Below are 24,223 nucleotides of genomic sequence, written 5' to 3'. Positions count from 1 at the left end.
TGACCGACCATGAATACAACAACCGCTACGTCCCTCATCGAAAAGGCCATGCTCGCACCGAAGGCCGAGCTGCATATTCACATCGAAGGCTCGCTCGAACCTGAACTGATTTTCGCGCTTGCCGAGCGCAACGGCGTGAAGCTCGCCTACGACTCGATCGAAGCACTGCGCGAAGCCTATGCATTCACCGATCTGCAATCGTTTCTCGACATTTATTACGCCGGCGCGAGCGTGCTGCTGCACGAGCAGGATTTCTACGACATGACGATGGCGTATGTCGAGCGCTGCCTCGCCGACAATGTGATTCATAGCGAGATCTTCTTCGATCCGCAGACGCACACCGAGCGCGGCGTGCCCATCGCGACGGTGGTGGCCGGCATCGAGCGCGCGCTTGCCGACGCGGAAAAGCGCGGCATGTCGAGCAAGCTGATTCTGTGCTTTCTGCGTCACCTGTCGGAAGAAGACGCGCTTGCAACGTTCGAAGAAGCGCGGCCGCTGTTCGAGCAGTACCAGCACCGCCTGATCGGCGTGGGGCTCGATTCGTCGGAGCGCGGCCATCCGCCGTCGAAGTTCGAACGTGTCTTCGCGAAAGCGCGTGCGCTCGGCCTGAAGCTCGTCGCGCATGCGGGCGAGGAAGGACCGCCTTCGTATATCTATGAAGCGCTCGATCTGCTCAAGGTAGACCGCGTCGACCACGGTGTGCGAAGCATCGAAGACCCGGCGCTCGTCGCGCGTCTTGCGGACACGCGCGTGGCGTTGACGGTGTGTCCGCTGTCGAACCTCAAGCTCTGCGTATTCGACGACATGACAAAACACACGCTGAAGGACCTGCTCGATCACGGCGTCGCCGTCACGGTGAATTCCGACGATCCGGCGTATTTCGGCGGCTATGTGAACGCCAACTATGCGGCGACCATCGACGCATTGAAACTCGACGATGCCGAGGTCTACACGATCATCCGCAACGGTTTGGAAGCGTCGTTCGTTACGCCTCAAGAACGCGCGGAATTGATCGCGAAGCTCGACGCGCATTGGAATCAAAGCGGCCCGCATTAAAGGGCCGACGTATTGCAGCGCGGGCATCGCAACACCGCCTTCCACGCTGCACAGCTTTTCACATTCGGAGACGGTTTTCTCATGACTCACCCGGCTACAACGGCTAACCCGGCCCAATCGGCATTCCGCGCGCAATTGCTCACATTCAACGGCGATCCGTCGCGCTCGCCCGATGCGGCGATCTTCAATGAGGACGGCCTGCTGATCGTCGAAGACGGCCATGTCGTCGCGGCGGGCGCGTATGCGGCGCTCGCGCCGCAACTCGCGCCGGGCACGCCGGTTCAGGACATGCGCGACAAACTGATCGTGCCGGGCTTCATCGACACGCACATTCATTATCCGCAGACGGACATGATCGCGTCGCCTGCGCCGGGCCTGTTGCCGTGGCTCGATACGTACACGTTTCCGACCGAGCGCCGTTTCACCGATCAGGCTTATGCACGCGATACGGCAAGCTTCTTCCTCGAAGAACTGCTGTCTTGCGGCACGACCACCGCGCTTGTGTACTGCACGGTGCACAAGGAGTCGGCCGACGCGCTCTTTGCCGAAAGCGAGGCGCGCGATCTGCGCATGGTGGCAGGCAAGGTGCTGATGGACCGCAACTGTCCGGAGTTCCTGCGCGACACTGCGCAATCCGGTTATGACGACAGCTCCGAGCTGATCGGCCGCTGGCACAATCGCGGCCGTCAGATGTACGCGCTCACGCCGCGTTTCGCGCCGACCTCGACCGAAGCGCAACTGGAAGCTTGCGGCGTGCTGGCGGGCGAGCATGCGGATGTGTTCATCCAGAGCCACGTCGCCGAAAACACCGACGAAGTGAAATGGGTCAACAGTCTCTTCCCCGGTCACCGCAGCTATCTGGATATCTACGACCACTACGGTCTGCTACGCCGCCGGGCGGTATATGGGCATTGCATTCATCTCGACGCGCAAGACCGGCAACGCATGGCTGAAACCGGCGCGGTCGCGTCACATTGCCCGACGTCGAACCTGTTCCTCGGCAGCGGTCTGTTCGATTTCGACAAGGCCGATGAAGCCCGCATGCCGATTGCGCTCGCCACCGACGTCGGCGGCGGCACGTCATTCTCGATGCTGCAAACAATGAATGAAGCGCACAAGGTCGCGCGTTTGACGGGCCATCATCTGACGGCCACGCGCATGTTCTATCTCGCGACAGCGGGCGCGGCCGAAGCACTCGATCTCGCAGACAAGGTGGGCACGCTCAAGCCGAAGTCGGAAGCGGACTTCGTCGTGCTCGATCCTCGAGCAACGCCGCTGCTCGCGCGCCGCACCGCGCGCACGGAATCGCTCGAAGAGTTGCTGTTCGCCTTCGCGCTGCTCGGCGACGATCGCGCGGTGTATGAAACGTATGCGGCCGGCAAGCGCGTGCATCGCCGCGACGACGTGCGGCAGCACGCGCCGCGCGTCGCCCGGTTCGCGGCCTGATCGCCGCTGGAACGTGGCCGGATGTATGTCGCCGCTTTTGAATGAAAACGGCGCTTCCTTGCATGACAAGGAAGCGCCGTTTCAGTTTCCGCATGCAGTGCATGCCCCGCGTGCGAGGACTCAGCGCTGCGTGCAAACCTCATGCAAAGCATTGAGCCTGCGCACCGGATCGGCGACATACGGATTCGATTCGTCCCACGCATAGCCTGCCAGCACCGCGCTGATCATGCGGCGGATCGACGGCGTCTGGTCGGGATAGAAAATGATGTCCTGCAATTCGCCCGTGTACCAGCGCTCGACAAACGCGCGGAACGTATCGATGCCCTTGCGCAAGGGCACGTCGTAATTCGCGGACCAGTCGACCTGCTCGCCGTCCAGTTGACGGTTCAAGGTCTGCACCGCCAGATGCGCCGAGCGTAGTGCGATCGTCACGCCCGACGAGAACACCGGGTCGAGAAACTCGCCCGCGTTGCCGAGCAGCGCATAACCCGGTCCGTGCAGACGCTCGACGTTCGCCGAATAGCCGCCAATATGCCGCACAGGCAACAGGAACGGCGCGTCGCCGATCAGCCGGTTAAACGTCGGCTCCTTCTGGATCAGCGCGCGCAATTTCGGCTCGCGCTCCGTTGCGGGTACGTCGAGGAAACTCGACTCGGCGACGCAACCCACCGACGACCGTCCGCCCGCAAGCGGAATCATCCAGAACCACACGTCGCGGCGCTCGGGATGCGTTGCCACGCAAATCTTGTTGCGGTCGTGGACGCCCGGCGGCAGGCCGTCGTACACATGCGAAAAGAGCGCGGCGCGCGTGGGCATGCGCGTGGGCGCCTCCAGGTTCAGCAGACGCGGCAGCACGCGGCCAAAGCCGCTTGCATCGAATATGAAACGCGCTTCGACCTGATACGCATGACCGGCCTCGTCGATCACGTCGACGCGCGGCGCGGCGTCCGTGCCCTCGCCCGTATGGACGGCCTGCACCGTATGCCCGAAGCGCACGTCCGCGCCCTGCTCCGCTGCGCAGCGAATCAGAATCTCGTCGAACACCGCGCGTTCGACCTGATACGTCGTGCCCCATCCCGCCGTGTGCTTGTCGCGGAAGTCGAACGACGACGACTGGCCGCGATACACGAACTGCGCGCCGTTCTTGTACTGGAACCCGGCCTCGATAACCGCTTGCAGCATGCCGGCTTCTTCCAGATAAGCCATGCTTTGCGGCAACAGGCTTTCGCCAATCGAAAAACGCGGAAAGTGCTGGCGCTCCAGCACGAGCACCGAGCGGCCCGATTTGCGCAGCAACGCGGCCGCGACTGCACCGGCCGGACCGGCGCCGATGATCGCGACGTCGACCGCAGTGTGCTGCGCCGTGTGCTTCATGTCATGTGTACTCAAGTTTGCCTCAATCGTTTGCTTGCCCGATGCAGCATTACGCTGCATCCTTACGTCCTGTTACATTGCATCTCTAACAGCAATAAATATTTCACCGGGGAGTCCAGCGTGTCGCCGTCTCAACCATCCAGCGTGCCTTTCGTGCCGGAAACGGCATTTGGAATCTGGTTCCTGCGTACCCACACATGGGAACACCATGTGTTGCGCGTCGCGATCAACGACCTCAAGCGCCTGATCGATACGCCGTTGCCCGCAGCGCCCGTCATCGTCGACGTAGGCTGCGGACAAGGCATTTCGTTTCGCCTGCTTGCCGATGCGTTCGAGCCGCGCCGCATCGTCGGCATCGACTATCATGAACCGTCGCTCGCGCTCGCCGCCAATGCGGCCAACGCCTGCCGCGACAAGGTCGCCGACATCGAGTTGCTGCGCGGCGACTGTGCGGCGCTGCCGCTGCCCGATGCGAGCGCAGACATCGTGTTCTGTCATCAGACTTTCCATCATCTCGTCGAGCAGGACCGCGCGCTCGCCGAGTTCCGCCGCGTGTTGAAGCCTGGCGGCGTGCTGCTGTTCGCCGAATCCACCGACGCGTACATCAGGTCGTGGGTGATCCGGCTGCTGTTTCGCCATCCAATGCACGTGCAAAAAAGCGCGGACGGCTATCTCGACATGATTCGTCGCGGCGGCTTCAGCTTCACCGAACGCAACGTCTCCCTGCCGTATCTCTGGTGGAGCCGCGCGAAAGATTTCGGTCTGCTCGAACGGCTCGGCCTTTACCGTCCGCAACCCGGCAAGCGCCGTGAGACGCTCGTCAATGTCGCGGCGGTGAAGACCGCCTGAGTCGGCCCAGGCTGCGTTACTTGCGCAGCGTGACCACATCGCCCTTCAGCGCGACGCCCGCAATCACAGCACCCGCGCCGCACGTGAACTCAGTCGCGCTTTCGCGCACTTCGTTCTTGTAGTTGCTCTTGATGTTGATCACCGCGTTGCCGCCTTCCTTGCGCGCGCGATCCTGCAACTCGATCACCGCCGACAGGAACACATGCTGGCATGCCGCCTCATCACTCTTGCCGAACGCGTTGGTCTTCTTGTTCGTCGCATATTCGCCGATCGTTTTGACGACGGCCGGATGCCGCTGGCCCGCGAAATACAGCGGGATGTCGTCGCCGACCTTGCCCGGCTCGCTATGCAACGCTTCGTTGATCGGATACATATTGACCGTGTCCCGCGCAAAAGCCGGTGCGGCGCTCAGCATCGCAAATGAAGCGGCGAGTGTGACAAATATCAGATGACCTTTCATTGATACTCCTTCGTGGTTGTTGTGAGTTTTTCGATTCCCGCATCCACTGCCCTGCAAATCAGTTCGCCTCGAGCACAGCGAGCCGGCCGCTGATCGCGATCGCGGCGGCACTCGGGCTCACGCCGCAAGTGAACTCGCTGGACGAATTGCTTTCACTGCTGTGAAAGCGCGTCGTCACGTCGATCACCGCATTCGCATTGCGCTCGCGCGCCGCCGCGCGAAGCTTGCCGATCGCTTCGGCGAGCGCCTCGCGGCATGCGTCGTCGGGGCCCGCCACCTTGCGCGCGATGCGCACCGAGTACGACACGTCGCCCAACCCGCGCTTCACGGCCGGATGGCTTTGCTCACCGAAATACACGGGAACGCCGCCGCGCGATTCACCGCCCGCGGCCGCGAGCGGCAGCGACTTCACCTGTGTCGCACATCCCGTCAGCGTCGCGGCTGCAATCGTCAATGCGCCCAGCACCACTGTTCTTTTCATTTTTATTGCCCTCGTTTTTAAAATCGCGACCGTGTCAGCCGCCTTGCCATGCCTCGAACATCAAGCTCGCGCAACTTCCGCCGAAGCCGAATGACACCGACATCGCCGTGCCGATGCGCGCGTCTCGCGTCTCACGCACGAGCGGCATGCCGTCGATCTCCGGCTCTACTGAATCTATCCCCGTGGTGCCTGCGATAAACCCGTCGCGCATCATCAGCAACGTATAGATCGACTCGTGTGCGCCGCATGCGCCAAGCGGATGCCCGGTCATGCCCTTGGTCGACGAAAACGCGGGCACACTGCGCTCCGATGCGGCGCCAAACACTTGCGTCAACGCATGCAGTTCTTCGACGTCGCCAAGCGGCGTGGAAGGCGCATGTGTGTTGATGTAGTCCGGACGCTTGCCCGCTTCGTCCAGCGCGCCGCGCATGGCGCGTGCGATGCCTGCCGCGCGCGGAGTGACCATGCCTGCGTCCGTGCAATCGCCGAACCCCGTGAGTTCCGTGTAGATGCGCGCGCCCCGCGCCAATGCGTGGTCCAGCGCTTCAAGCACGAGCACGCCGCCGCCCGACGCGATCACGAAACCGTCGCGCGCCGTATCGTAAGGGCGCGACGCGCGCTCGGGCGTGTCGTTGAAGCGGCGTGACAACGCGCCCATCGCGTCGAACATCAGCGTCATGTTGTCGTGCAGCGACTCGCTACCGCCCGCGAGCACGATCTGCTGGCGGCCGGTCTGAATCAGTTGCATCGCCTGCCCGATCGCAAGCGCGGAAGTCGTGCATGCCGACGACGGTGAATAGCTAACGCCTTCGAGCCCGAACACCTGCGCGACGTTCGCCGACGCAGTGCTGCTCATTGCATGCGGCACCGTGTAAGGCGGCACTTTATCGACGCCGCGCGTGTTCGCAATGCTCATCGCCGTGTCGTAGCTCGACATCGTGCCGACGCCCGAGCCGATCACGGTGCCGGCAAGCGGCGAGCGCAGCATGGCGGCGTCGAGCCCGGCATCGTCGATGGCCTTGCGCGCGGCATGGCAAGCAAAGCGCGCGGTATCGCCCATGAAGCGCTCAAGCTTGCGCTCGAAAGGCGCTTCGTTCGCGACCGACGCAACGCCCGCGACTTGCGACGCAAAGCCGCGCTCACGCCATGCTTCGATTCGTTCGATACGCGATTTACCCGCGCGCAATGCAGCCGACACTTCGTCGAGCGAATTGCCGAGGCACGACACGATGCCCATGCCGGTGACGACCACGCGTTGCAACGCCACGCTCATCGAACGCGCCTGAAAATAAGCGACGTGTTGATCCCGCCGAACGCGAAGTTGTTGCTCATCACCAGTTCCGCGTCGATCTCGCGTCCCGAGCCGACGATGTAATCGAGCGGCGCACAGGCCGGGTCCACGTCATGCAGATTCAGCGTGGGCGCGTACCAGTTGCGCTTCATCATCTCGATGGTCCACCAGGCTTCGAGCGCGCCGCACGCGCCCAGCGTGTGGCCCACATAGCTCTTGAGCGAACTGATCGGCATGCGCTCGCCGAATGTCTGCGCGGTGGCGTGGCTCTCCGCGACATCGCCGCGATCCGTCGACGTGCCATGCGCGTTCACATATTCGATCGCTTCAGGCGCAAGCGCTGCGTCTTTCAGCGCGAGCTGCATCGCAAGCGCCATGGTTTCGGCAGTGGGCTGCGTCATATGCGCGCCGTCCGAGTTGCAGCCGAAGCCCACAATCTCCGCGTGGATCCGCGCACCGCGCGCCACCGCATGCTCGTATTCCTCGAGCACGAGCGTGGCGGCGCCTTCGCCGACCACGAGGCCGTCGCGCGCGGCATCGAAAGGACGCGGCGTCAGATGAGGCTCGTCGTTGCGCGTGCTGGTTGCGTACAACGTATCGAATACGGCGACGGCCGGACCCGACAATTCTTCCGCGCCGCCCGCCAGCATCAGCGTCTGCTTGCCGGTCTGAATCGCTTCATACGCGTAGCCGATCGCCTGGCTGCCCGACGCGCATGCGCACGAGGTGGGAATGATCCGCCCTTTCAGATCCCAGAACAGACTGACGTTGACGGCCGCCGTGTGCGGCATCATCTGCACGTAACTGTTCGACGTGACGTCGCTCATCGAGCCGGTTTCGAGCATCGTGCCGAACGCGCGGATCGGCTGCACCGAACCGGACGACGAGCCGTACGCGACGCCCATGCGGCCGTCCTTGATGCTCGCGTCGTCGGCGAGGCCCGCATCCGCGAGCGCGAGTTCGCTTGCCCGCACCGAATACATCGACACGGGGCCCATCGAACGCGTCTTCTTGCGCGGATAATGCGCGGGCGTGACGAACTGCGGCAACGGACATGCGAGCCGCGTATGCAACGATTCGAAGTAGTCCCACTCGGGCATGCGCCGCACCGCGTTCACGCCGCTTTTCAGACGCGCTTCGATTGCGTCCCAGCTGTCGCCGAGCGCCGTGACGCCGCCCATGCCGGTAATGACGACTCGCTTCATCAGACCATCCCGCCGTTGACGCCGATCACCTGGCGAGTCACATACGAGGCCGCATCCGACATCAGGAAGCTGACCACGGACGCTACCTCGGCAGGCTGGCCGACGCGGTTCATCGGCACCGTCTTCAATGCGTGTTCGAGCGGCATCTCGTCGAGCATGCCGGTTTCAATGAGACCGGGCGCCACGCAGTTGACGGTGATGTTGCGCGTCGCGAGTTCCACCGCGAGCGCCTTGGTCGCGCCGATCAGGCCCGCCTTTGCCGCGCTGTAGTTGACCTGGCCGCGATTGCCCATCACGCCGGATACGGACGCGATAGTGACGATGCGCCCGCCGTTGCGGGCACGCACCATCGGCATGGTCAGCGGATGAACGACGTTATAGAACGAGTCGAGACCGGTTTCGATGACGACGTCCCAGTCTTCTTCGGTGAGCGCGGGGAACGCGGCGTCGCGCGTCACGCCGGCGCTGCACACGATGCCGTAGTACGGACCGTTCGCCGCGACATCGGTTTCAAGCACATCGCGGCACACCGCGCGCTCGCGCACGTCGAATTGCAGCACGCGCGCAGTGCCGCCCTGTGCGGCGATGCCCGTCGCCACTGCCTCGGCTTCAGCGCGCCCCGTGCGGCAGTGCACGGACACTGCGAAGCCGTCGGCGGCCAACTGGTACGCAATCGCGCGGCCAATGCCGCGGCTTGCGCCGGTAACGAGAACACGCCGGCTCATGAACTGAAACTCCCTTCAATGAATGACTGAAAATTGGACGGCTGGAATACCTTGATCACCGCCTCCGCGCAACACACGTCGTCATGATGAATCGTGCATTCGTATGCGCCGTGGCCTTCGTCGCTGCGCAGCAGTTCCGTTGCGCGAATCAGCAATCGCGCGCCGCCCGCGAACGACGGTTGCAGCGCCTTGTAGCTGCGCGAACCGAGCAGCACGCCGGGCCGCGCGCGGCCGCCGCCACGCATGGCGAGCAACGCGACGTGCGCGGCGATCGACTGCGCCATCAATTCGATGCCGATCCACGCAGGCATCCCGCCTTGCGCGTCCGCATACCATGCATCGGCATGCACGCTTACGCGCGCGCTCAGCGTCTCTTCGTCGAACGCGGTGACGGCGTCGATCAGCAGCATGGTGCCGCGATGCGGGATGATCGCTTCGATAGGTTGCCGCAGCAGTTCGTCAATGCTTCGTGTCGAGTTCATCGCGCCTCACCGTGCAAGAATCAGACTGACGTTGCTGCCGCCGAACGCAAACGAGTTGCTCATCACGTATTGAGCGCCCTCGCCGCGCGGCAAAAACTGTTCGCTTTCGACGAGATTTAGCGCGGGCAGCGCGGGGTCCGCTTCGCCGTCCCACACATGGCGTGGCAGAGCAACGTCGTCGCGTGCGAGCGTGAGCCAGGCGAAGCCGAGTTCGGTCGCGCCCGCCGCACCCAGTTGATGGCCGGTCAGCGGTTTCGTGCCGCTCGTCGCGACGCCGTCAGGGAACACGCGCGACATCAGGTTCGCTTCCATCTCGTCGTTCTTGCGCGTGGCCGTGGTGTGCAGATTCACATAACCGATAGACGACGGCACGATGTCCGCATCCGCGATTGCTTCGCGCAGCGCCATTTCTCCACCCGCGCCTTGCGGATCGGGCGCTGAAATATGATGCGCATCGCTCGATTCGCCGACACCCGCCAGGCGCACCGCCGCTTCGTCGCGGCTCATCAGAAACACGGCCGCGCCTTCGCCCACATTGATGCCGCAACGGTTGCGGCTCATCGGATTGGTGCGCGCGCCACTGGTCGATTCGAGCGACGCAAAGCCTTGCACCGTCAGTTCGCACAATGAATCGACACCGCCCACCACCACCGCATCGCACATCTGCAATTGCAACAGGCGCCGGGCCGACGCGAACGCTTTCGCGCTCGACGTGCAGGCCGTCGAGATCGTGAACGCGGGACCCTTCAGGCCGAGTGCCGCCGCCGCGAACGGCGCGGCCGTGCCGATTTCCATCTGCCGGTAGTTGAAGTTCGGCGGCAAGTCTCCCGCTTGTGCCTGATAGACGAACGCCGCTTCGGCCGCTTCGATACCGGATGTGCTGGTGCCGAGCACCACGCCGATCCGATGCGCGCCGTAGCGCTCGCGCGCCGCGTCGACGGCAGGCGAGATCTGCGCGAGCGCGGCGAGCAGCAAGCGATTATTGCGGCAGTCGTAGCGCGTGAGATCGGCGGGCGGAGCGAGATCGAGCGGCGTCAGGACGCTGCCGACAAACGCGTCGCCGATGCCCGTATGCACGGCCGCCATGCCTCGCGCGTGGTTCGCGGCGAGTGCCGGCACGATGCTTTCGAGGTCGCCGCCGAGCGCGTTGATCATGCCGAGTGCGTGCAAATAAACTGGTGGCGCTTTCATGCGATCCTCCTGGATTCCGATGGCATGCCGATCGGCGCGAGCAGCACCGAGACCGCAATGCCGAGCGCGAGCGTCGCGCCGAAACTCTTCAGCGCGGGCATTGCGCTCATGCCGAGCATGCCGAACGACAACAGCGTGGTGGCCGCCGAAAGCAGCACGCCCGTCCATACCGCGCCGAGATCCGCGTCCGCGCGCAGGCATCCTTCACGCAGAAATACGGCGTAGTTTGCGCCGACGCCGAGCACGAGCATCAGCGCCAGCCAGTTGAACAGATTGAGCGGCACACGTGCGTAGCCGAATACCGCCAGCGTGACGCCTACTGCGAGCAGCACGGGCAGCGTTACGGCGATGCCGCCGCGCACGCGGTGTCCGAGCGGCGCTTCTTTTGCGGCGTGGCCCGCGTGAACTTCCTGCCGGGCGTAGCGCACGATCAGCAGAATCAGCACCAGTGTCAGCGCGCCGCCGAGCCACCAGCCGCTGTCCACCCGATACGCGCCGAACAGCTTCGACACGCTCGCGGCCTTGTCGACGAAAGCCACCCCTGGCACCGCGCGCGCGGTCGCGATCAAGGCGGCCGCGTTGCGCGGTGTCACGCCTTGCGGAATCACGACGGCGGCATAGGCTTTAGTCGCCGCATCGACCTGGCCGAGCCACAGATGCCGATATGGCTGCGACCACGGCGCGGCAAGCCACTGGTCGACGGTCAGAAGCGCTTGCGGTTTCGCTTGCAGTTTTGTTTCCGCTGCGATCCACGCGTCGGCGACTTCGTCCTTGAAGCCGGCTTGCAGCAGCGTGCTGCGCGACGCCGCCGTGTCGCGGAACACATTCTGTGCGAGCAACGCGCGGTCGCTGTTCTGCTGCTGCGCGGACGGCACGAACTGCGCGACCGATTGATAACCGCCCACCCCGTTCGGCGTGCCGCTAAGTGCGTCGAGTTTTGCGCCTAGCGCTTCGGCCCGCTGCAACACGGCTTCAGGCGTCTCGCCGCGCACCACGAAAAACTGCGCGCTGTTATCGACGCCCACCGCGTCGCGCACCTTGTCCTCTTGCGCGACGAGCGACGGATCGCGCTGGATCAGCAGATGAACATCGTCGTCGCTCGTGAGACGCAACCAGCCGGGAATCGCGACGATCAGCAACAGCGCCGCGACGATCCACGCTCGCTTGCCGCCGATCAATCGATGCCATGCGCTCAACAAACGCGCCGAGCGCTCGAAAAGCCGCCGGGGGCTGCGCTTCGGCGCGTGCGGCAGCAACGCGGGCAACAGCCACATCACCGAGGCGAACGCCGTCACGATGCCCGCCATCGCAAAGCACGCGATCTGCTTGAGCGCGGGAAACGGCACCCAAGTGAGAATCGCGTAACCAAGCAGGCTCGTGGCAAGCGCCACGCTCAACGCGGGACGCACCGCACGTGCGCCCCGTCGTGCGTCCCAATCGCGCCCGGCGCCGAGATAGACGACGAAATACTGGATCGAATAGTCGACCGCTTCGCCGATCAGGCTCGCGCCGAATACGAGCGTCAGCAGATGCAGCTTGCCGAATACGAGCAGCGTCACCGCAAGCGCGCAGACAATGCCGAGCGCGGTCGAGACGAAGCCGAGCAGGAGCAGACGCGGCGAACGGAACACCCACATCATCAACAGCGCAATGCCGACGAGCGACGCGACGCCGATCAGATGCACTTCGCGTTCCGATGCACTGCGCGCCGATTCGGCGTAGAACACCGCGCCGGTTCGTGCGACCGACACGTCGGGGAATGCCTGCTTCAACGCGCTTTCGCCTTGCGACAGCGCCGCAAGCACCGCGTGTTGCGTTTTCGTTTCGTAAGCGGAGCCTGGCAAGGTGGCCACGATCAGCACGCTCGTCGCATTGGCTCGATGCCCATCTTGATGCGACACCAGCAATCCGTCTTCCAGTTCGAGATTCGATGTCGCAAGCGGCAGATTGCCGAGCCAATGCTCGAGCCAGCCGAATGGATCGTCGGCGAGCGACGTGGTGAGTCCGCCGCGCAACGGACTATAGATGCGTTGGGCGAGCGCGTCGCGCAACGCGGTGTCGGGTGCCTTACTGCGTGCGATCGCCGCGCGGTCAGCAGGCGTCAGCAAGCCGAAACGATACGGCAGATACAGCGACGCGATCTGCGACAGATCGAATGGCGGCAACTCCGCCGTCACCGAAGCAAACGCCCCGCTTTTTTGCAGCGACGCGCCGAGTTGCTTCGCCGCCGCTTTCGCATGTGCATCGTCGTGACTGGTGACGAGAAAAACCGTGCGGTCGCCAAGAGCGCTCGCGAGCGTATCAACTGCTTTCTCGGCGACTGGATCTGCTTCAGTCGCCGGCAACAGCGCGAGCAGGTTCGTCTGCAACGGCGAGGGCCCGGCAAAACGCCAGCCGCAATACAGCGCCGCGACGAGCGCGAGCAGCAGCCACGCGGCGCGCATGCCCCACGCGTTTTTCGCGGACCCGTGTCGCAGCACATCCATCAGGGCGCCCCGAGCAGACTGCGTTCGGCCGCGGCCGGTTCGCTCACCGCCTCGCTCTTGCTGAACTCGAGTTGCGTCGTATCGCCGCTCGCGAGCGAGATGCGTAAGCTCTGCAGGAAATCGCCGCCGCTCATCTGCAAACCCTTGATTGACTGCGCGAGCTGCGGCTGGTTCGGCGTGAGCTGCATGCGCCAGTGCGCGGCGCTGCCCTCGGCCTGCACGTCGAATTGCGAATACAGCGCGGACAGATCGCCGCCGAGCATCGCGCGCATCATCTTCGAAACTTGCGCGACGCCGCGCGTGCCTTGCGCGCTGTGCGTCGTGACGCGCTGACCGTTGGCGTTGATTTCGGCGACGCCTGCATCGGTAATGACATAAGTGGCTTTGTACGGCGTGTCGATATGCCAGATCACGCCGCGCTCGCGCAGGAACAGCAAGGAACCGGTACTGACGAGCGGCTGCTTCATTGCGGCGAGCGTCTGCGTTTGCGTGAACTGCGCACGCACGCCTTTGGCCTGGGCAAGATGCGATGCGATCTGCGAGACCAGCGCGGGACTGCCGTCTGTGGACGCGGCACACGCCGGCCATGCCGGCGCGCTCAACGCACTCGCCACCGCAAACGAAAACGCACATGCACGCAGCCCGCTCAACAACCGCGCGCCGGAATTCGCTATCGCCATACCCGCTCCAGTTTCTCGAAGACCACCGGCGGCGACACGAACTGCAACTCTTGCGTGGCCGCATCGACCGCCACCTGGATCGTATAACCCTTGGTGAGCCTCGCGCCCGATGCGCAGTCGATAATTTCGTAGCCTATTTTCAGGCGGTTTTCGTGTTCGAGCAGTTGGGTGCGCACGTCGATCTTCTGACCGTACGTAGCCGGGCGAACGTACTTGAGATGCGCTTCGACGATGGGCCACAGATAACCGGACGCCTGCATCTCACGGTAGTCGTAATCGAATGCGCGCAACAGCGCCGCACGGCCGATTTCGAAGTACTTCAGATAGTGGCCGTGCCAGCACACGTTCATTGCATCCACGTCGTGGAACGGCACCTCGACTATCGCACTCGCGCTCAGTACTTTGCGCGTCGCGCTTTCCGTCGTGCTCATGCTTGCGGCCCTCCCCGATAGTCTTGCAACAACCCGCATGCGGCGATGCGCGCAGTCAGCGCGCGCAGATCGTGTTCGAGCGCGCGATCTTCGTCGACGAAAGGCGATTGCGCGCCGACGCTTTCCATGAACGTTTGCAACGCTGCGGGAACCGGCGTCGCGCTGTCGATTCGCAAGCGCAGGCGCGCGGCCTGAACCGTTGCAAGCGTATGCGCGGCGGCAACCTGCTCGGTCAACTCCAGCACGCGCAAACAGTCGCGCGAGGCGATGGTGCCCATGCTGACCTTGTCCTGATTGTGCGCCTCGGTCGAGCGCGAGAATACGCTTGCGGGCATCGTGTTCTTGAGCGCTTCGGCCGTCCACGCGGACGACGAAATCTGCACGGCCTTGAAGCCGTGATTGATCGCGGCGCGCGCGGGCGCGGCCCCGGTCAGGTTGCGCGGCAAGCCATTGTTGAAATTCACGTCGACGAGGAGCGCCAGTTGCCGGTCCATCAGATCGGCGAGATTGGCGACGGCGACCTTCAGCGAATCCATCGCGAATGCGATATGACCGCCGTAGAAGTTGCCCCCGTGCAGTACACGCTCGTTGTCGGGGTCGATCAGCGGGTTGTCGTTCGCGCTGTTCAATTCGTTTTCGATGTCGCGGCGCACCCAGCTCAGCGCATCACGCGCGACGCCGATCACATGTGGCGCACAGCGGATCGAATAACGGTCCTGCAAACGGTGGCCGGGCGTATCGTCGCGGCCTTCCAGATCCTGGCGGATCCATGCGGCTGCTTGCGCCTGGCCGGCGTGCGGCTTCACTTCGAAGAGCGTTGCGTCGAAATGCGCGGCGCGGCCGTCGAGCGCGACGGTGCAAAGCGCGGTCAGGCGCGCGGTGAGCCGCGTCAGATGATCGGCGCGAGCGAACGCGAGACATGCCAGGCCGGTCATCACCGCTGTGCCGTTCATTAGCGCGAGGCCTTCTTTCGGCGCGAGCGTAAGCGGGGTTTGTCCGAGTTCGCTCCATACGTCGCGCACGTCGCGCAGACGTCCTTCGAACATGACTTCCCGTTCGCCCGCGAGCGCCGCGGCGACATACGAGAGCGGCGTCAGATCGCCGCTCGCACCGACCGAACCCTCGGCGGGAATGCGCGGCAACACGCGATGATTGACGAGGTCCGCGAGGCGCTCGAGCAATACCGGGCGCACGCCTGAAAAACCATAGGCGAGCGAGTTCAGACGCGCGGCGATGACGGCGAGCGTCTGTGCGTCGTCGAGATATTGGCCCATGCCGCAGCCGTGATAACGCGTGAGTTGCAGCGGCAAAGCTTCGACGAGTTCCATCGGCACGTCGACCACGCAGGCGTCGCCGTAACCCGTGTTGACGCCGTAGACCGTCTCGCCCGCAGCAAGATGCCGGCGCAGAAAATCCGCGCCGCGTTGAATACGGGCACGCCACGCGGGGTCCGCGTTCAACGCAACCGGCGCGCGATGCTGAGCGATCGCTACGACTTCTTCGATGCTCAGCTTGCGCCCGCCGATCACGACGTGCGCCGCGTCGCCATCGCCATCGCCATTGGAAGCCGCATGCGCGCCCGCATCCGGCACGTCGATCAGGTCATGTTCGGCCATTCGCGCCTCGCTTGGGGCGAGCCCAGAAATCGAAGAAGTTGAACCATTGATAAGGTGCCTTGCGACAGTAGTGTTCGAGACGCACTGCATAACGTTGCGCCCAGGCCGCGAGATGCTGCGTGCGTTCGCGGCGCGGCAATTCGATGCGCTCGGCGAACGGCTCGAAATAAAGACGATAACCGTCGTGTTCTTTCAGACAGAAGAACAGATAGACCGGACAGCCGAGTGCATGCGCGAGCACATATGGACCCTGAGCGAACGGTGCAGTCGCGCCGAGGAAACGCGCCTCGGTGGTGCGACCGGCTTCGTGGGCAGGCACACGATCGCCGACGATCACCAGCAACTCGCCCGCGTCGACGCGCTCCTGCATCATCATCGCAGTTTCGGGCCCGAAGTCCGCCACTTCCAGAAGATGCCGCGTGAACTCGCTATTTGCGGAGGCCAGCACGCTGTTGAAACGGCGCGCATGTTCGGTATAGACGACTGCCGTGACTTTCGCATACGCGCCCTGTGCGGCGAGCGCGCGCGTCATCTCCAGATTGCCGAGATGCGCGCCGATAACCAGCGCGCCCTTGCCGCTCGCGACCAATGCTTCGAACGCCGAAGGATCTTCCAACTGGACGTCCGCATTGTTGACGCGCCCGGACCACGCGGCGAGCTTGTCGAAGCCCGATTGCGCGAATGCCAGCATGTGACGATACGCGGAGAGCCAGCCTGGACGAGGCGTATCGCCGCGCGGTTCGGCCTCCCGCAGACGCCTGAAGTAATTCGCCGACGCCTCGCGTGCAGCACGTCCCGTCAACAGAAAATAAGCGACGATCGGATGCAGCCACAGCCCGGTGAAGCGGCGGCCGAACAGCTTGCAACTGAGCGCGAGCAATGACATGCCCAGATGACTGCCGCGTTCGGCAATGCGCCACCAGTCCTGCGCGTGAGGGCCGCCGCTTTGTGCGCTTTGTTTACCGGCGAGCGTGGCACGCCGTGGCATGAACTTGTGCGCGAGCAGAATCGGCAGACGCACCAGCATGCCGCACACGAGCCGCGTATGACTGCGGCTGATACGCACGTTGTCCCACAGCACGTCGAAATGTGAAACGCCGTCGCTCGCGTAGGTGACGCGCGTGGGAATCGAGCGGAATGCGGCGCGGCGCCAATAGAGGCGCACAAGAATCTCGATGTCGAAGTCCATCCGCGTGGGCAGCGGCACGCTATCGATCAGATCGCAAGCCAGTGCAAGCGGATACAGGCGGAAGCCGCACATGGAATCGCGAATGGTCAGCGACAGCGTTTCGATCCACACCCACACATGCGTGAGATAACGGCCGTAGAGACGCGCTTTCGGCACGCTCTCGTCGTAGACGGGGCGGCCGAGAATCACAGCGCCGGGTTCGATGCGCGCCGCTTCGATGAAGCGCGGCACGTCCGTGGCGTCGTGCTGGCCGTCGGCGTCGATCTGCAACGCGTGCGTGTAGTGGGCGTCGCGCGCGGCGCGCAACCCCGCCATCACCGCCGCGCCTTTGCCGCCGTTGACGGGCAGGCGCAGTAACGTGAGCTGCGCCGCGTGCTCGCGAGCGAGTTGTGCGAGCACCTGCTGGGTTGCCTCGTCGCTGCCGTCGTCGACGACGAAAATCGGCAAGCCGTGCACCGCGAGATGCGCGACGGTCGCGCGAATCGCGTCCTTGTGGTTGTAGATCGGGATCACGATGCAAGGAGCGAAGCTCATCACGCGCCCTCCCGATAAACGATCACGCCCGACGCGCATTCGCGCTCGTTCACCCGGTACGCGAACTGCACGCGCTGACGCGCGGGGTCGTGCGCGAGCGTGAGCTTGAGCACCGCGCCCGGGCCGACCGGCGCCATGAACTTCAATCGATCGATCGACGTAAAACCGCGCACGCACGGCAGTTGCTCGGCGGCAAGCCGCATCGCCCAATCGATCTGCACCACGCCCGGCAGAATCGGCAAGCCGGGAAAGTGGCCGGCGAAATGCGTGAGCGTGGCAGGCACGCGCAACTCGTAGTGCAGTGTCTCTCCAATGTCGGCACCGCGCGCTTCAGCCAGCACTTCGACGCCTTCGTCGCGCGGCTCGAACGCCGCTGCGACGGCCGACACCGGCAGCTTGCCGCGCGCGTCGAACGGCAACGCAAGACGAAAGCGCCAGTGACGCGGCAATACGACGACGTCAAAATAATCGGCGAGATGTCGTCGCAAGGTTTTCGCGAGCAGCACGCGGCCATCGACGCGCAACGCTTTATTACCCGCTTCGGTCAATGCGACCACAGCGCCGACGCGCTCACGCACGCCGCCTTCGAGCGGCACGATTGCCGCTTGCGTGACATACGGATGCAGCGCGAGTCGCGCTTCGAGTTCCGGCAGCGACACGCGCTTGCCATCGAGCTTCATCACACGATCGAGGCGGCCTTGCAAACGGAAGCGGCCTTGCGCGTCGAATGCGATTTTGTCGTCGGTGCGATGCCAGCCGCTATGGTCCAGATGCGGCGAGCGCACGTTGAGCGCACCGTCTTCGTCGCAACGCACTTCGATGCCGGTCACCGGTTGCCATGCATCCGTCTGATCCTGGCGGCGCCACGCAATGCCGCCCGTCTCAGTGCTGCCATAGATCTCGAGCGGCGCGGCACCATAGGCGGCCGCATATTCGTGCGCGGCTTCGAGCGCGAGCGGACCGCCTGACGAGAAAAAGGCGCGCGGTGCCGGCGTCAATGCAGTGAAGCCGGGCAGCGCGGGCCAGCGCGACAACTGCGCGGGCGTCGACACGATCACGGCCGCGCCGCACTGCGCGAGTTGCGTTTGCAGATGCAGCGGTTCGATGCTGATCTCACGGTCGAATGCGCGGCCGGCGGACAGCGGCCACATCACGCGAAACAGCAGACCGTAGATGTGGTGATGCGGCACGCTCGCGAGCATCGTCGCGTCGCCGGCCAGCGTGCCCCACTGCTTTTCGAGCGTATGCACCTCGGCGTTGAACTGCGCGAGCGTTTTGCGGATCGGCTTGGGCCGGCCGCTGCTGCCCGACGTATATAGCGTGAGCGGTGCTTGCGGGTCGATGTGTGCGCCCGGCGCATGGGCGGCGGCATCGGCTTGCGCATGTGGCGGCAGCGCGGCGTCGGTGAGCACGACATCGTAGGCGTCGGCGAGATCGGCGAGATAGCCGGGGGTCGCGTTCGCGGGAATCACCGGCTCCTTGCCGCATGCGAACAGCGCGAACAACGCGCAGGCGAAATCGAAGGGGTCGTCGATACACAATGCGTAGCGTTGCGCCGCTTGCGATTGCACAGCCGCTAGCAGCGTCGCAACGCGTGCGCGAAATGCGGCGCGATCGAGCAGCAAACCGCTATCGCGGCATACCGGCGTTGCGGCCGCGGCTGTACTCAACGGAGTCGACAACAGGTCGTGCAACGCGATCATGCCGCCTCCGAACGCGCGGCGCGCGGCAGCACCACGAGGTAGCGCCATATGACCTCGGCGATCAGCAGAACACCGATCAGCACATAGGCAATCACGCCGTTATAAAGCGACCAGTTCGCGCGGCTCCAGTAGAGCGCGGTATAAGCGGAGAAAGCACCGTTCAGCAGAAAAAATACACACCACACCTGAGTAACGCGCCGCGTGTGGCGCACTGCGCCCGGCGGCAGATCAGGATTGCCGAGGCGGGCGAATTTTTCGATCATCGAGGGCCCGCGCGCGAGCGTCGCGCCGAACGCGATCAGCAGACCGAGATTGACGAGCGATGGGTACAGGCGCAACAGCAGCTCGCTGTTGGTCAACACGATAGCCGCCGACGCGCAGCTCAGCAAACCGACCACAGTCCAGTCGATTGCGGAAAGGCGGCGAAGCGAAGTCGCGACCGGACCGCCGCCGGCCCAGCGCTGCAACCACAGGATCGCGAACAGCATGCAGCCGACATAACGCGGCGTGTCCCAACGCCATGCGCAGAGAATCAACGCCGGATAGGCGAGCTTCACCAGCACTTGCACGACTGCCTTGACCCAATGACGCTCGCCGGTGGACGGCGCGCCGGAAGCGGACGCTCCAGGCGCGGTCTCCGGCGTTCCCGAGCGCGCTGCCGGCATCAGCCTTGGGCCGCCAGCAGGGATTCGACAGCACCGATCACGTCGCCGACCGTGCGCACCGACTTGAACTCTTCCGGCTTGATCCGGCGGCCGGTCATTTCCTGCAGCTTGATCGCGAGATCGACGGCGTCGATGCTATCCAGGTCGAGCTCTTCGAACAGATGCGCGTCGGGCGTCACGCGCTCGGGCTCGATTGCGAAGTTCTCTTTGAAGATGGCGCGGATGCGTTCAAGAATCTCTGCCTCGGACACGATTTATTCCCCTTTTCTGTTGGTTTCGTTCGCAGCATGCGCCGCTTCGCGCTGGCTCTCGACCAGCGCGGCCAGCGTGCTGATCGAGCGGAAGTGCTCACGCGTGCGTTCGTCGTTTGCCGCAATGGTCAATTGGTATTGTTTGCGCAGCACGATGCCGATTTCGAGTGCGTCGATCGAATCGAGACCGATGCCGTCGGTATCGAACAACGGCGCGTCGTCGTCGATATCGGCGGGACTCAGGTCTTCCAGATCGAGCGCTTCGATGAGGAGCTGCTTAATTTCGAGTTTTAAAGAATCCATAATCGAACAGGTGCTGAGTAATGTGTGCTTCGACGGCGCTCGTCACGCTGCGCGCAGCGAGAGCCGGTGTAGTGTCGTCTGCCGTGAGCTGGTCGACGCCCAATGGTTCGAGCACGTTCACGCGCATGCGGAACGCTCGCGCGGGTACGTGATACCAGCGCATCTGCTTCGTGAACGCGGGCGGATCGCAATCCATCAGCACAGGCACGATCGGCGCGCCGACCTTTAGCGCCATATGCGCGAAACCGCGCGAAAACGCATGCAACCGGTTCGGCGCGGGGCTGCGCGTGCCTTCCGGAAAAATGATCATCGTATAGCCTGCGGCTAGCTGCCTCGCGCCGGCTTCGACCAGTTCCGCGGGATCGACATTGCTGACGTATTCCGCCGAGCGCACGATGCCCCAGAAACACGGGTTGCTCCAGTGCGCATTTTTCACGACGCAGCACGCATGCGGCGTGAGCGAGAGCAGCACCATCACGTCGAGGTACGTGGGGTGATTCGCCACCACGATGGACGGCTTGCGCGCGCGCAACGCGTCCACGCCCGACACTTCGAGTTCCATCACGCCGATCCGCTGCAATACGGCGACAAGCGCGCGGAAGAACCAGTGGATCACGCCCGTCACCGCAAACTGTCGCGACGCGCGATGCGGCCACAGCCACGCGAGCGGAAACACGAGCACCGAAAACAGCACGCCGCAGATGCCGAACACCACGAAAGCCATGCCGGTGGCGAAAAGTCGCCAGGCGTAGTCAAGCCGCGCGGTCATGCCATCCCCAATGCCATAGGGCGCCGGCGCCTTGCCAGGCTGCCGGCTTGCCGGTCTCGAGACAGTGCAGCAGCGCCTGGCTCTGCGTGGCGAAGCGCGTTTCGGGTTCGGCGGCGTCGCGCGGTTGCGCCGCGCCGCTTGCATCTGTTGCCGCGCTGTGTTCGGGCGCTACTCTGTTTGCAGCGGGTGCACCGGCTCCAGTGCTTGCAGCCGTTGCAGCCGTCGGGCTGGCGTCGCGCCGGCCGACTGCGTGCGCCGTGTCCGGGCCGACAGCCGCGGATCGCGCGCACACCAGATCGCCCAACGCGCCTTCGCTGCTCAGCAGAATCGCGATTGCGCCGCCCTGCACTTCGTCTTCGATGGTGCCGTATGCGGGATCTGCGGGTTCGTCCGCGTAGACGAGCAATACCGGCGACGCGGGCTGCGTCGCGTATTGCGCGTAGGCCTCGAGGAGCGCGTAGCCGAGGGTTTCAGGACCGGCGGAGATGGCGCTCGCCGCCGAGCGGTCGCCGCGCGCAATGCCGAACACGCCTGTCATTGCGTTGAGCACCGAGAGGCTGAACGCGGTCGGCGAGACGGGCTCGCCGGAGCTGATCGCGCGGAGGATGTCGGTGGTGCGGCGCAATTCCCCATGCCGCGAGGCGAACACGACGCGGGCCTCGCCGGCGCCGACACAATCGTGCGCAACCTTCAGCGCGACTCTGGACAGAGTGCTGAGACGCCGCCGCACGATCGGCTCGATAAAGCCGATGTCGGGCGCGGCAGATGCGGCAGCAGGCCAGCTAGACCAGCGAGCGACCGGAATGGTCCAGTGCGGATCGGGCATATCGGTGTTCGCGCGTAGAAGCAGGGAGAGGTTGAAGCGCCTGACGGAACACGCAGCCGTCATAGCGTATGCGCGCCGCGCGGGCCGGCAAACTCCAGCCGCGGGTCGATCCAGTCTTTTTGTAGGTTCACCGAAATTAACGGCACATCGGCCAGATTATTTAGGCGCCTCTGAAAATTGGCCTGGTGGTTCGGCTCCGGCTCCCGCAGTGAGCCGGAATCATACTGAAGATTCTCGTTTAAATCAGCCAAAAAAGACGTATCCATCTGTATCCGTGTCGCGATTGCCACGGTGCCGTTCAACCCATATTAGATTTTGCGGACATTTCAGGGGACGCCTTGGGAATATACCTATGGCGGTGCGTTTTCTCGCCGGATTCCGGTTTCGCGCGGCGCCACTTACGCTGAAAATCGCCTGAAACTTTCAATAAACTTTCGGCGAATCCTGTTGCAGTTCAATACATTCATTTTGCCGGCCATCTCGTGGGCGGCACTCAGACTGCGATGCCACGCCTGTTATAATCCGCCCCTCATTGGGGAGTAGCCGCCCCGCGGCGCGTTCGGCGGGCAAACATGCCGGGCTCGTAGAACGCAAACGTCGCGGGGGCGCCTGTCAACAGACCTGGCCGTCACGGCCATGGCAGCCGCAGCCTCGGGCCTGGCGAGACCGATGACCCACACCCCGCCGCAATTGGGCCCGGCGTGTCGTGGGTCGTCGCTCGTTCATTTCTCGGCCCGGGAATTCAAAACAACGTGATCCACGCTTTTCTCATTTCGACCGGAGCGGTCGCGCTCGCCGAAATCGGTGATAAGACGCAATTGCTGTCGCTCGTGCTTGCCGCGCGTTACCGCAAGCCGGCGCCGATTATCCTGGGCGTGCTGGCCGCGACACTCGTCAATCACGCGGGCGCGGGCGCACTAGGCGCGTGGCTCGGCTCGCTGCTCACGCCGACCGTGATGCGTTGGGCGCTGGCCATCTCGTTCATCGGCATGGGCTTGTGGATTCTCGTGCCCGACAAGCTCGCCGATGACGAGGCCAACACGAACCGTACGCACCTCGGCGTCTTCGGCGCAACTGTGGTGGCATTTTTCCTGGCGGAAATGGGCGACAAGACGCAGATCGCGACTGTGGCGCTGGCCGCGCGCTTTCACGATTTCTTCGGCGTGGTGGCCGGCACCACGCTGGGCATGATGATCGCGAACGTGCCGGCGATCCTGCTCGGCGACCGTTTCGCTCACCGTCTGCCGACCGGCCTCGTGCACGGCATCGCCGCCGTGTTGTTCGTCGTTCTCGGGACGATGGCGTTGTTCGGCATCGGAATCTGAAGCGGACCGCGCGATCCGGGCGCCAGCCGGATTGCCGCCGCCGGGCTCACCGTTCTGTCACTGCACGGCTTTCGCGCCGGACGCGGCCGCGGGCGCCATTGCCGATGCCGGGGCAGCGGAGGCAGCGGCGGGCACAGACGTTTCGTTGGAAGCGCCTGCGCTCGCGCCAAGCGGAATCTTGACCGTACGCACGACGCCATTGCCGAGCGGGAAATCAGCGAGCGCGCTGCGAGCCAGGTACGGCATGGCCCTCACCAGCGACGACTCGCCGCCCGAGTTGCGCGCGGTCACGTTGTAGACCTCTTTGCCGGTCGCGCGCTCGGTGATCCGCACACCGAGCAGATGCGTGAAGACCGGATAGCTCTGGTTCACGTATCCGGCGGGGAACGGTCCCCATGGCCCCCACGGATCGTACGGGCGCCCCCACCCCCAATAAGGCGCCGGCCACGGGTTGTAATAGACCGGCTCGGCCACTGTCACCACGTCCGAGCGAATTCCATAGGCGAGTCCGACAAGATAGCGCGCCTGCGCGCTGTCCACCTGACGAAACGCGTGCGTGGCCAGTTCGTTGGCGACGATGTGCTCGTACGTGGTCAGTTCGAGATTGTTTCGCTGGTCCGGTTCGCGCGCGAATGCGTAGGTGCGCGTCGCGTCGCCGCCGCTCCAGTCGGAGAACGCGGTGACCTGCGTCGTCACATAAGTCGTGCAGCCGGACAGCAGCACGGTCAGCGCCGCCAGCAGCAGCATGGCGCGGCGCGCCCATCGGTTCGTTTTCATGGTCTACCTCGTGAAGCGTTTGGGTCGGCTCGTGTTTGTATTGTACGTAGACCGTAGGCCAGGTCCCACCGTTCCGGGTCCCGCGCCGTGTGCGCCGGCCTTGCGCTG

General features: G+C 64.2%; 25 protein-coding genes and 1 riboswitch. Of the genes, 4 read left to right on the top strand and 21 right to left on the bottom strand.

Features of this window, described 5'->3' with window-relative positions; all coding sequences use genetic code 11:
• Positions 1–9: 9 nt before the first annotated feature.
• Both RW095_RS23155 and guaD read left to right on the top strand, forming a co-directional pair.
• A complete protein-coding gene (locus RW095_RS23155; protein ID WP_317021325.1) occupies positions 10–1,056 on the top strand; it encodes an adenosine deaminase in 1,047 nt (348 codons plus the stop codon).
• Between the two features lie 81 nt (positions 1,057–1,137).
• Positions 1,138–2,502: a guanine deaminase gene (guaD, locus tag RW095_RS23150; RefSeq protein WP_317021324.1), complete on the top strand. Its 1,365-nt coding sequence runs from the start codon at positions 1,138–1,140 to the stop codon at positions 2,500–2,502.
• A gap of 120 nt (positions 2,503–2,622) precedes the next feature.
• On the opposite strand, the gene RW095_RS23145 is transcribed toward guaD, so the two are convergent.
• Positions 2,623–3,876 carry an NAD(P)/FAD-dependent oxidoreductase gene (locus RW095_RS23145; RefSeq protein ID WP_317022650.1) on the bottom strand — a complete coding sequence of 418 codons (1,254 nt, stop codon included), beginning with the start codon at positions 3,874–3,876 and terminating at the stop codon, positions 2,623–2,625.
• Positions 3,877–3,996: 120 nt separating this feature from the next.
• Between RW095_RS23145 and RW095_RS23140 the strand changes: the two genes are divergently transcribed.
• On the top strand, positions 3,997–4,725 hold the full coding sequence (locus RW095_RS23140; RefSeq protein WP_317021323.1) for a class I SAM-dependent methyltransferase: 729 nt from the start codon (positions 3,997–3,999) through the stop codon (positions 4,723–4,725).
• A 16-nt stretch (positions 4,726–4,741) separates the two neighbouring features.
• Here RW095_RS23140 and RW095_RS23135 read toward each other — a convergent pair whose 3' ends face one another.
• From RW095_RS23135 to RW095_RS23045, 19 genes are read right to left on the bottom strand one after another with little or no spacing between them, the layout of a single operon-like run.
• Positions 4,742–5,185 (bottom strand): excinuclease ABC subunit A, encoded by a 444-nt coding sequence (locus RW095_RS23135; protein ID WP_317021322.1) that lies wholly within the window; start codon positions 5,183–5,185, stop codon positions 4,742–4,744.
• 58 nt (positions 5,186–5,243) lie between these two features.
• Positions 5,244–5,666 carry a signal peptidase gene (locus tag RW095_RS23130; protein WP_317021321.1) on the bottom strand — a complete coding sequence of 141 codons (423 nt, stop codon included), beginning with the start codon at positions 5,664–5,666 and terminating at the stop codon, positions 5,244–5,246.
• Between the two features lie 34 nt (positions 5,667–5,700).
• A complete protein-coding gene (locus RW095_RS23125) occupies positions 5,701–6,939 on the bottom strand; it encodes a beta-ketoacyl-[acyl-carrier-protein] synthase family protein (protein ID WP_317021320.1) in 1,239 nt (412 codons plus the stop codon).
• Positions 6,936–8,162, bottom strand: a complete 1,227-nt coding sequence (locus tag RW095_RS23120; protein ID WP_317021319.1) for a beta-ketoacyl-ACP synthase — start codon at positions 8,160–8,162, stop codon at positions 6,936–6,938. The genes RW095_RS23125 and RW095_RS23120 overlap by 4 nt, the downstream gene beginning before the upstream one ends.
• Positions 8,162–8,887 (bottom strand): 3-ketoacyl-ACP reductase FabG2, encoded by a 726-nt coding sequence (locus tag RW095_RS23115; protein ID WP_317021318.1) that lies wholly within the window; start codon positions 8,885–8,887, stop codon positions 8,162–8,164. Before RW095_RS23115 ends, RW095_RS23120 begins: the two co-directional genes overlap by 1 nt.
• On the bottom strand, positions 8,884–9,369 hold the full coding sequence (locus RW095_RS23110; protein ID WP_317021317.1) for a hotdog family protein: 486 nt from the start codon (positions 9,367–9,369) through the stop codon (positions 8,884–8,886). Before RW095_RS23110 ends, RW095_RS23115 begins: the two co-directional genes overlap by 4 nt.
• A gap of 6 nt (positions 9,370–9,375) precedes the next feature.
• Positions 9,376–10,560 (bottom strand): beta-ketoacyl-[acyl-carrier-protein] synthase family protein, encoded by a 1,185-nt coding sequence (locus RW095_RS23105; RefSeq protein ID WP_317021316.1) that lies wholly within the window; start codon positions 10,558–10,560, stop codon positions 9,376–9,378.
• Positions 10,557–13,046, bottom strand: coding sequence for an MMPL family transporter (locus RW095_RS23100; RefSeq protein WP_317021315.1), 2,490 nt, complete (start codon positions 13,044–13,046; stop codon positions 10,557–10,559). The genes RW095_RS23105 and RW095_RS23100 overlap by 4 nt, the downstream gene beginning before the upstream one ends.
• Positions 13,046–13,726, bottom strand: a complete 681-nt coding sequence (locus tag RW095_RS23095; protein WP_317021314.1) for a LolA family protein — start codon at positions 13,724–13,726, stop codon at positions 13,046–13,048. The genes RW095_RS23100 and RW095_RS23095 overlap by 1 nt, the downstream gene beginning before the upstream one ends.
• Entirely contained in the window at positions 13,717–14,157 is a 441-nt protein-coding gene (locus RW095_RS23090; protein WP_317021313.1) for an acyl-CoA thioesterase, read from the bottom strand. Before RW095_RS23090 ends, RW095_RS23095 begins: the two co-directional genes overlap by 10 nt.
• On the bottom strand, positions 14,154–15,773 hold the full coding sequence (locus RW095_RS23085; protein ID WP_317021312.1) for an HAL/PAL/TAL family ammonia-lyase: 1,620 nt from the start codon (positions 15,771–15,773) through the stop codon (positions 14,154–14,156). Before RW095_RS23085 ends, RW095_RS23090 begins: the two co-directional genes overlap by 4 nt.
• Positions 15,760–17,496: a glycosyltransferase family 2 protein gene (locus RW095_RS23080; RefSeq protein ID WP_317021311.1), complete on the bottom strand. Its 1,737-nt coding sequence runs from the start codon at positions 17,494–17,496 to the stop codon at positions 15,760–15,762. Before RW095_RS23080 ends, RW095_RS23085 begins: the two co-directional genes overlap by 14 nt.
• Positions 17,496–19,199, bottom strand: coding sequence for an AMP-binding protein (locus tag RW095_RS23075; RefSeq protein WP_317022648.1), 1,704 nt, complete (start codon positions 19,197–19,199; stop codon positions 17,496–17,498). Before RW095_RS23075 ends, RW095_RS23080 begins: the two co-directional genes overlap by 1 nt.
• Positions 19,196–19,864 (bottom strand): COG4648 family protein, encoded by a 669-nt coding sequence (locus tag RW095_RS23070; RefSeq protein WP_317021310.1) that lies wholly within the window; start codon positions 19,862–19,864, stop codon positions 19,196–19,198. The genes RW095_RS23075 and RW095_RS23070 overlap by 4 nt, the downstream gene beginning before the upstream one ends.
• Positions 19,864–20,115, bottom strand: a complete 252-nt coding sequence (locus RW095_RS23065) for an acyl carrier protein (RefSeq protein ID WP_128588974.1) — start codon at positions 20,113–20,115, stop codon at positions 19,864–19,866. Before RW095_RS23065 ends, RW095_RS23070 begins: the two co-directional genes overlap by 1 nt.
• A gap of 3 nt (positions 20,116–20,118) precedes the next feature.
• Positions 20,119–20,418, bottom strand: coding sequence for a phosphopantetheine-binding protein (locus RW095_RS23060; protein WP_020069033.1), 300 nt, complete (start codon positions 20,416–20,418; stop codon positions 20,119–20,121).
• Positions 20,393–21,187 (bottom strand): lysophospholipid acyltransferase family protein, encoded by a 795-nt coding sequence (locus tag RW095_RS23055; protein WP_317021309.1) that lies wholly within the window; start codon positions 21,185–21,187, stop codon positions 20,393–20,395. The genes RW095_RS23060 and RW095_RS23055 overlap by 26 nt, the downstream gene beginning before the upstream one ends.
• Positions 21,171–22,013 carry a beta-ketoacyl synthase chain length factor gene (locus tag RW095_RS23050; RefSeq protein ID WP_317021308.1) on the bottom strand — a complete coding sequence of 281 codons (843 nt, stop codon included), beginning with the start codon at positions 22,011–22,013 and terminating at the stop codon, positions 21,171–21,173. Before RW095_RS23050 ends, RW095_RS23055 begins: the two co-directional genes overlap by 17 nt.
• Positions 22,014–22,072: 59 nt before the next feature.
• Positions 22,073–22,279: a hypothetical protein gene (locus RW095_RS23045; protein ID WP_317021307.1), complete on the bottom strand. Its 207-nt coding sequence runs from the start codon at positions 22,277–22,279 to the stop codon at positions 22,073–22,075.
• A 256-nt stretch (positions 22,280–22,535) separates the two neighbouring features.
• A riboswitch (yybP-ykoY riboswitch) is annotated at positions 22,536–22,758 on the top strand.
• A 7-nt stretch (positions 22,759–22,765) separates the two neighbouring features.
• Here RW095_RS23045 and RW095_RS23040 point away from each other — a divergent pair.
• A complete protein-coding gene (locus tag RW095_RS23040) occupies positions 22,766–23,338 on the top strand; it encodes a TMEM165/GDT1 family protein (protein WP_317021306.1) in 573 nt (190 codons plus the stop codon).
• A gap of 57 nt (positions 23,339–23,395) precedes the next feature.
• Here RW095_RS23040 and RW095_RS23035 read toward each other — a convergent pair whose 3' ends face one another.
• Positions 23,396–24,115: a DUF4136 domain-containing protein gene (locus tag RW095_RS23035; protein WP_317021305.1), complete on the bottom strand. Its 720-nt coding sequence runs from the start codon at positions 24,113–24,115 to the stop codon at positions 23,396–23,398.
• Between the last annotated feature and the right edge of the window lie 108 nt (positions 24,116–24,223).

This window comes from Paraburkholderia kirstenboschensis, from assembly GCF_032806925.1.
GTDB classification, from domain to species: domain Bacteria; phylum Pseudomonadota; class Gammaproteobacteria; order Burkholderiales; family Burkholderiaceae; genus Paraburkholderia; species Paraburkholderia kirstenboschensis.
Note: the sequence above shows the minus strand (reverse complement) of the source record. Positions and strands in the feature narration are given on the sequence as shown.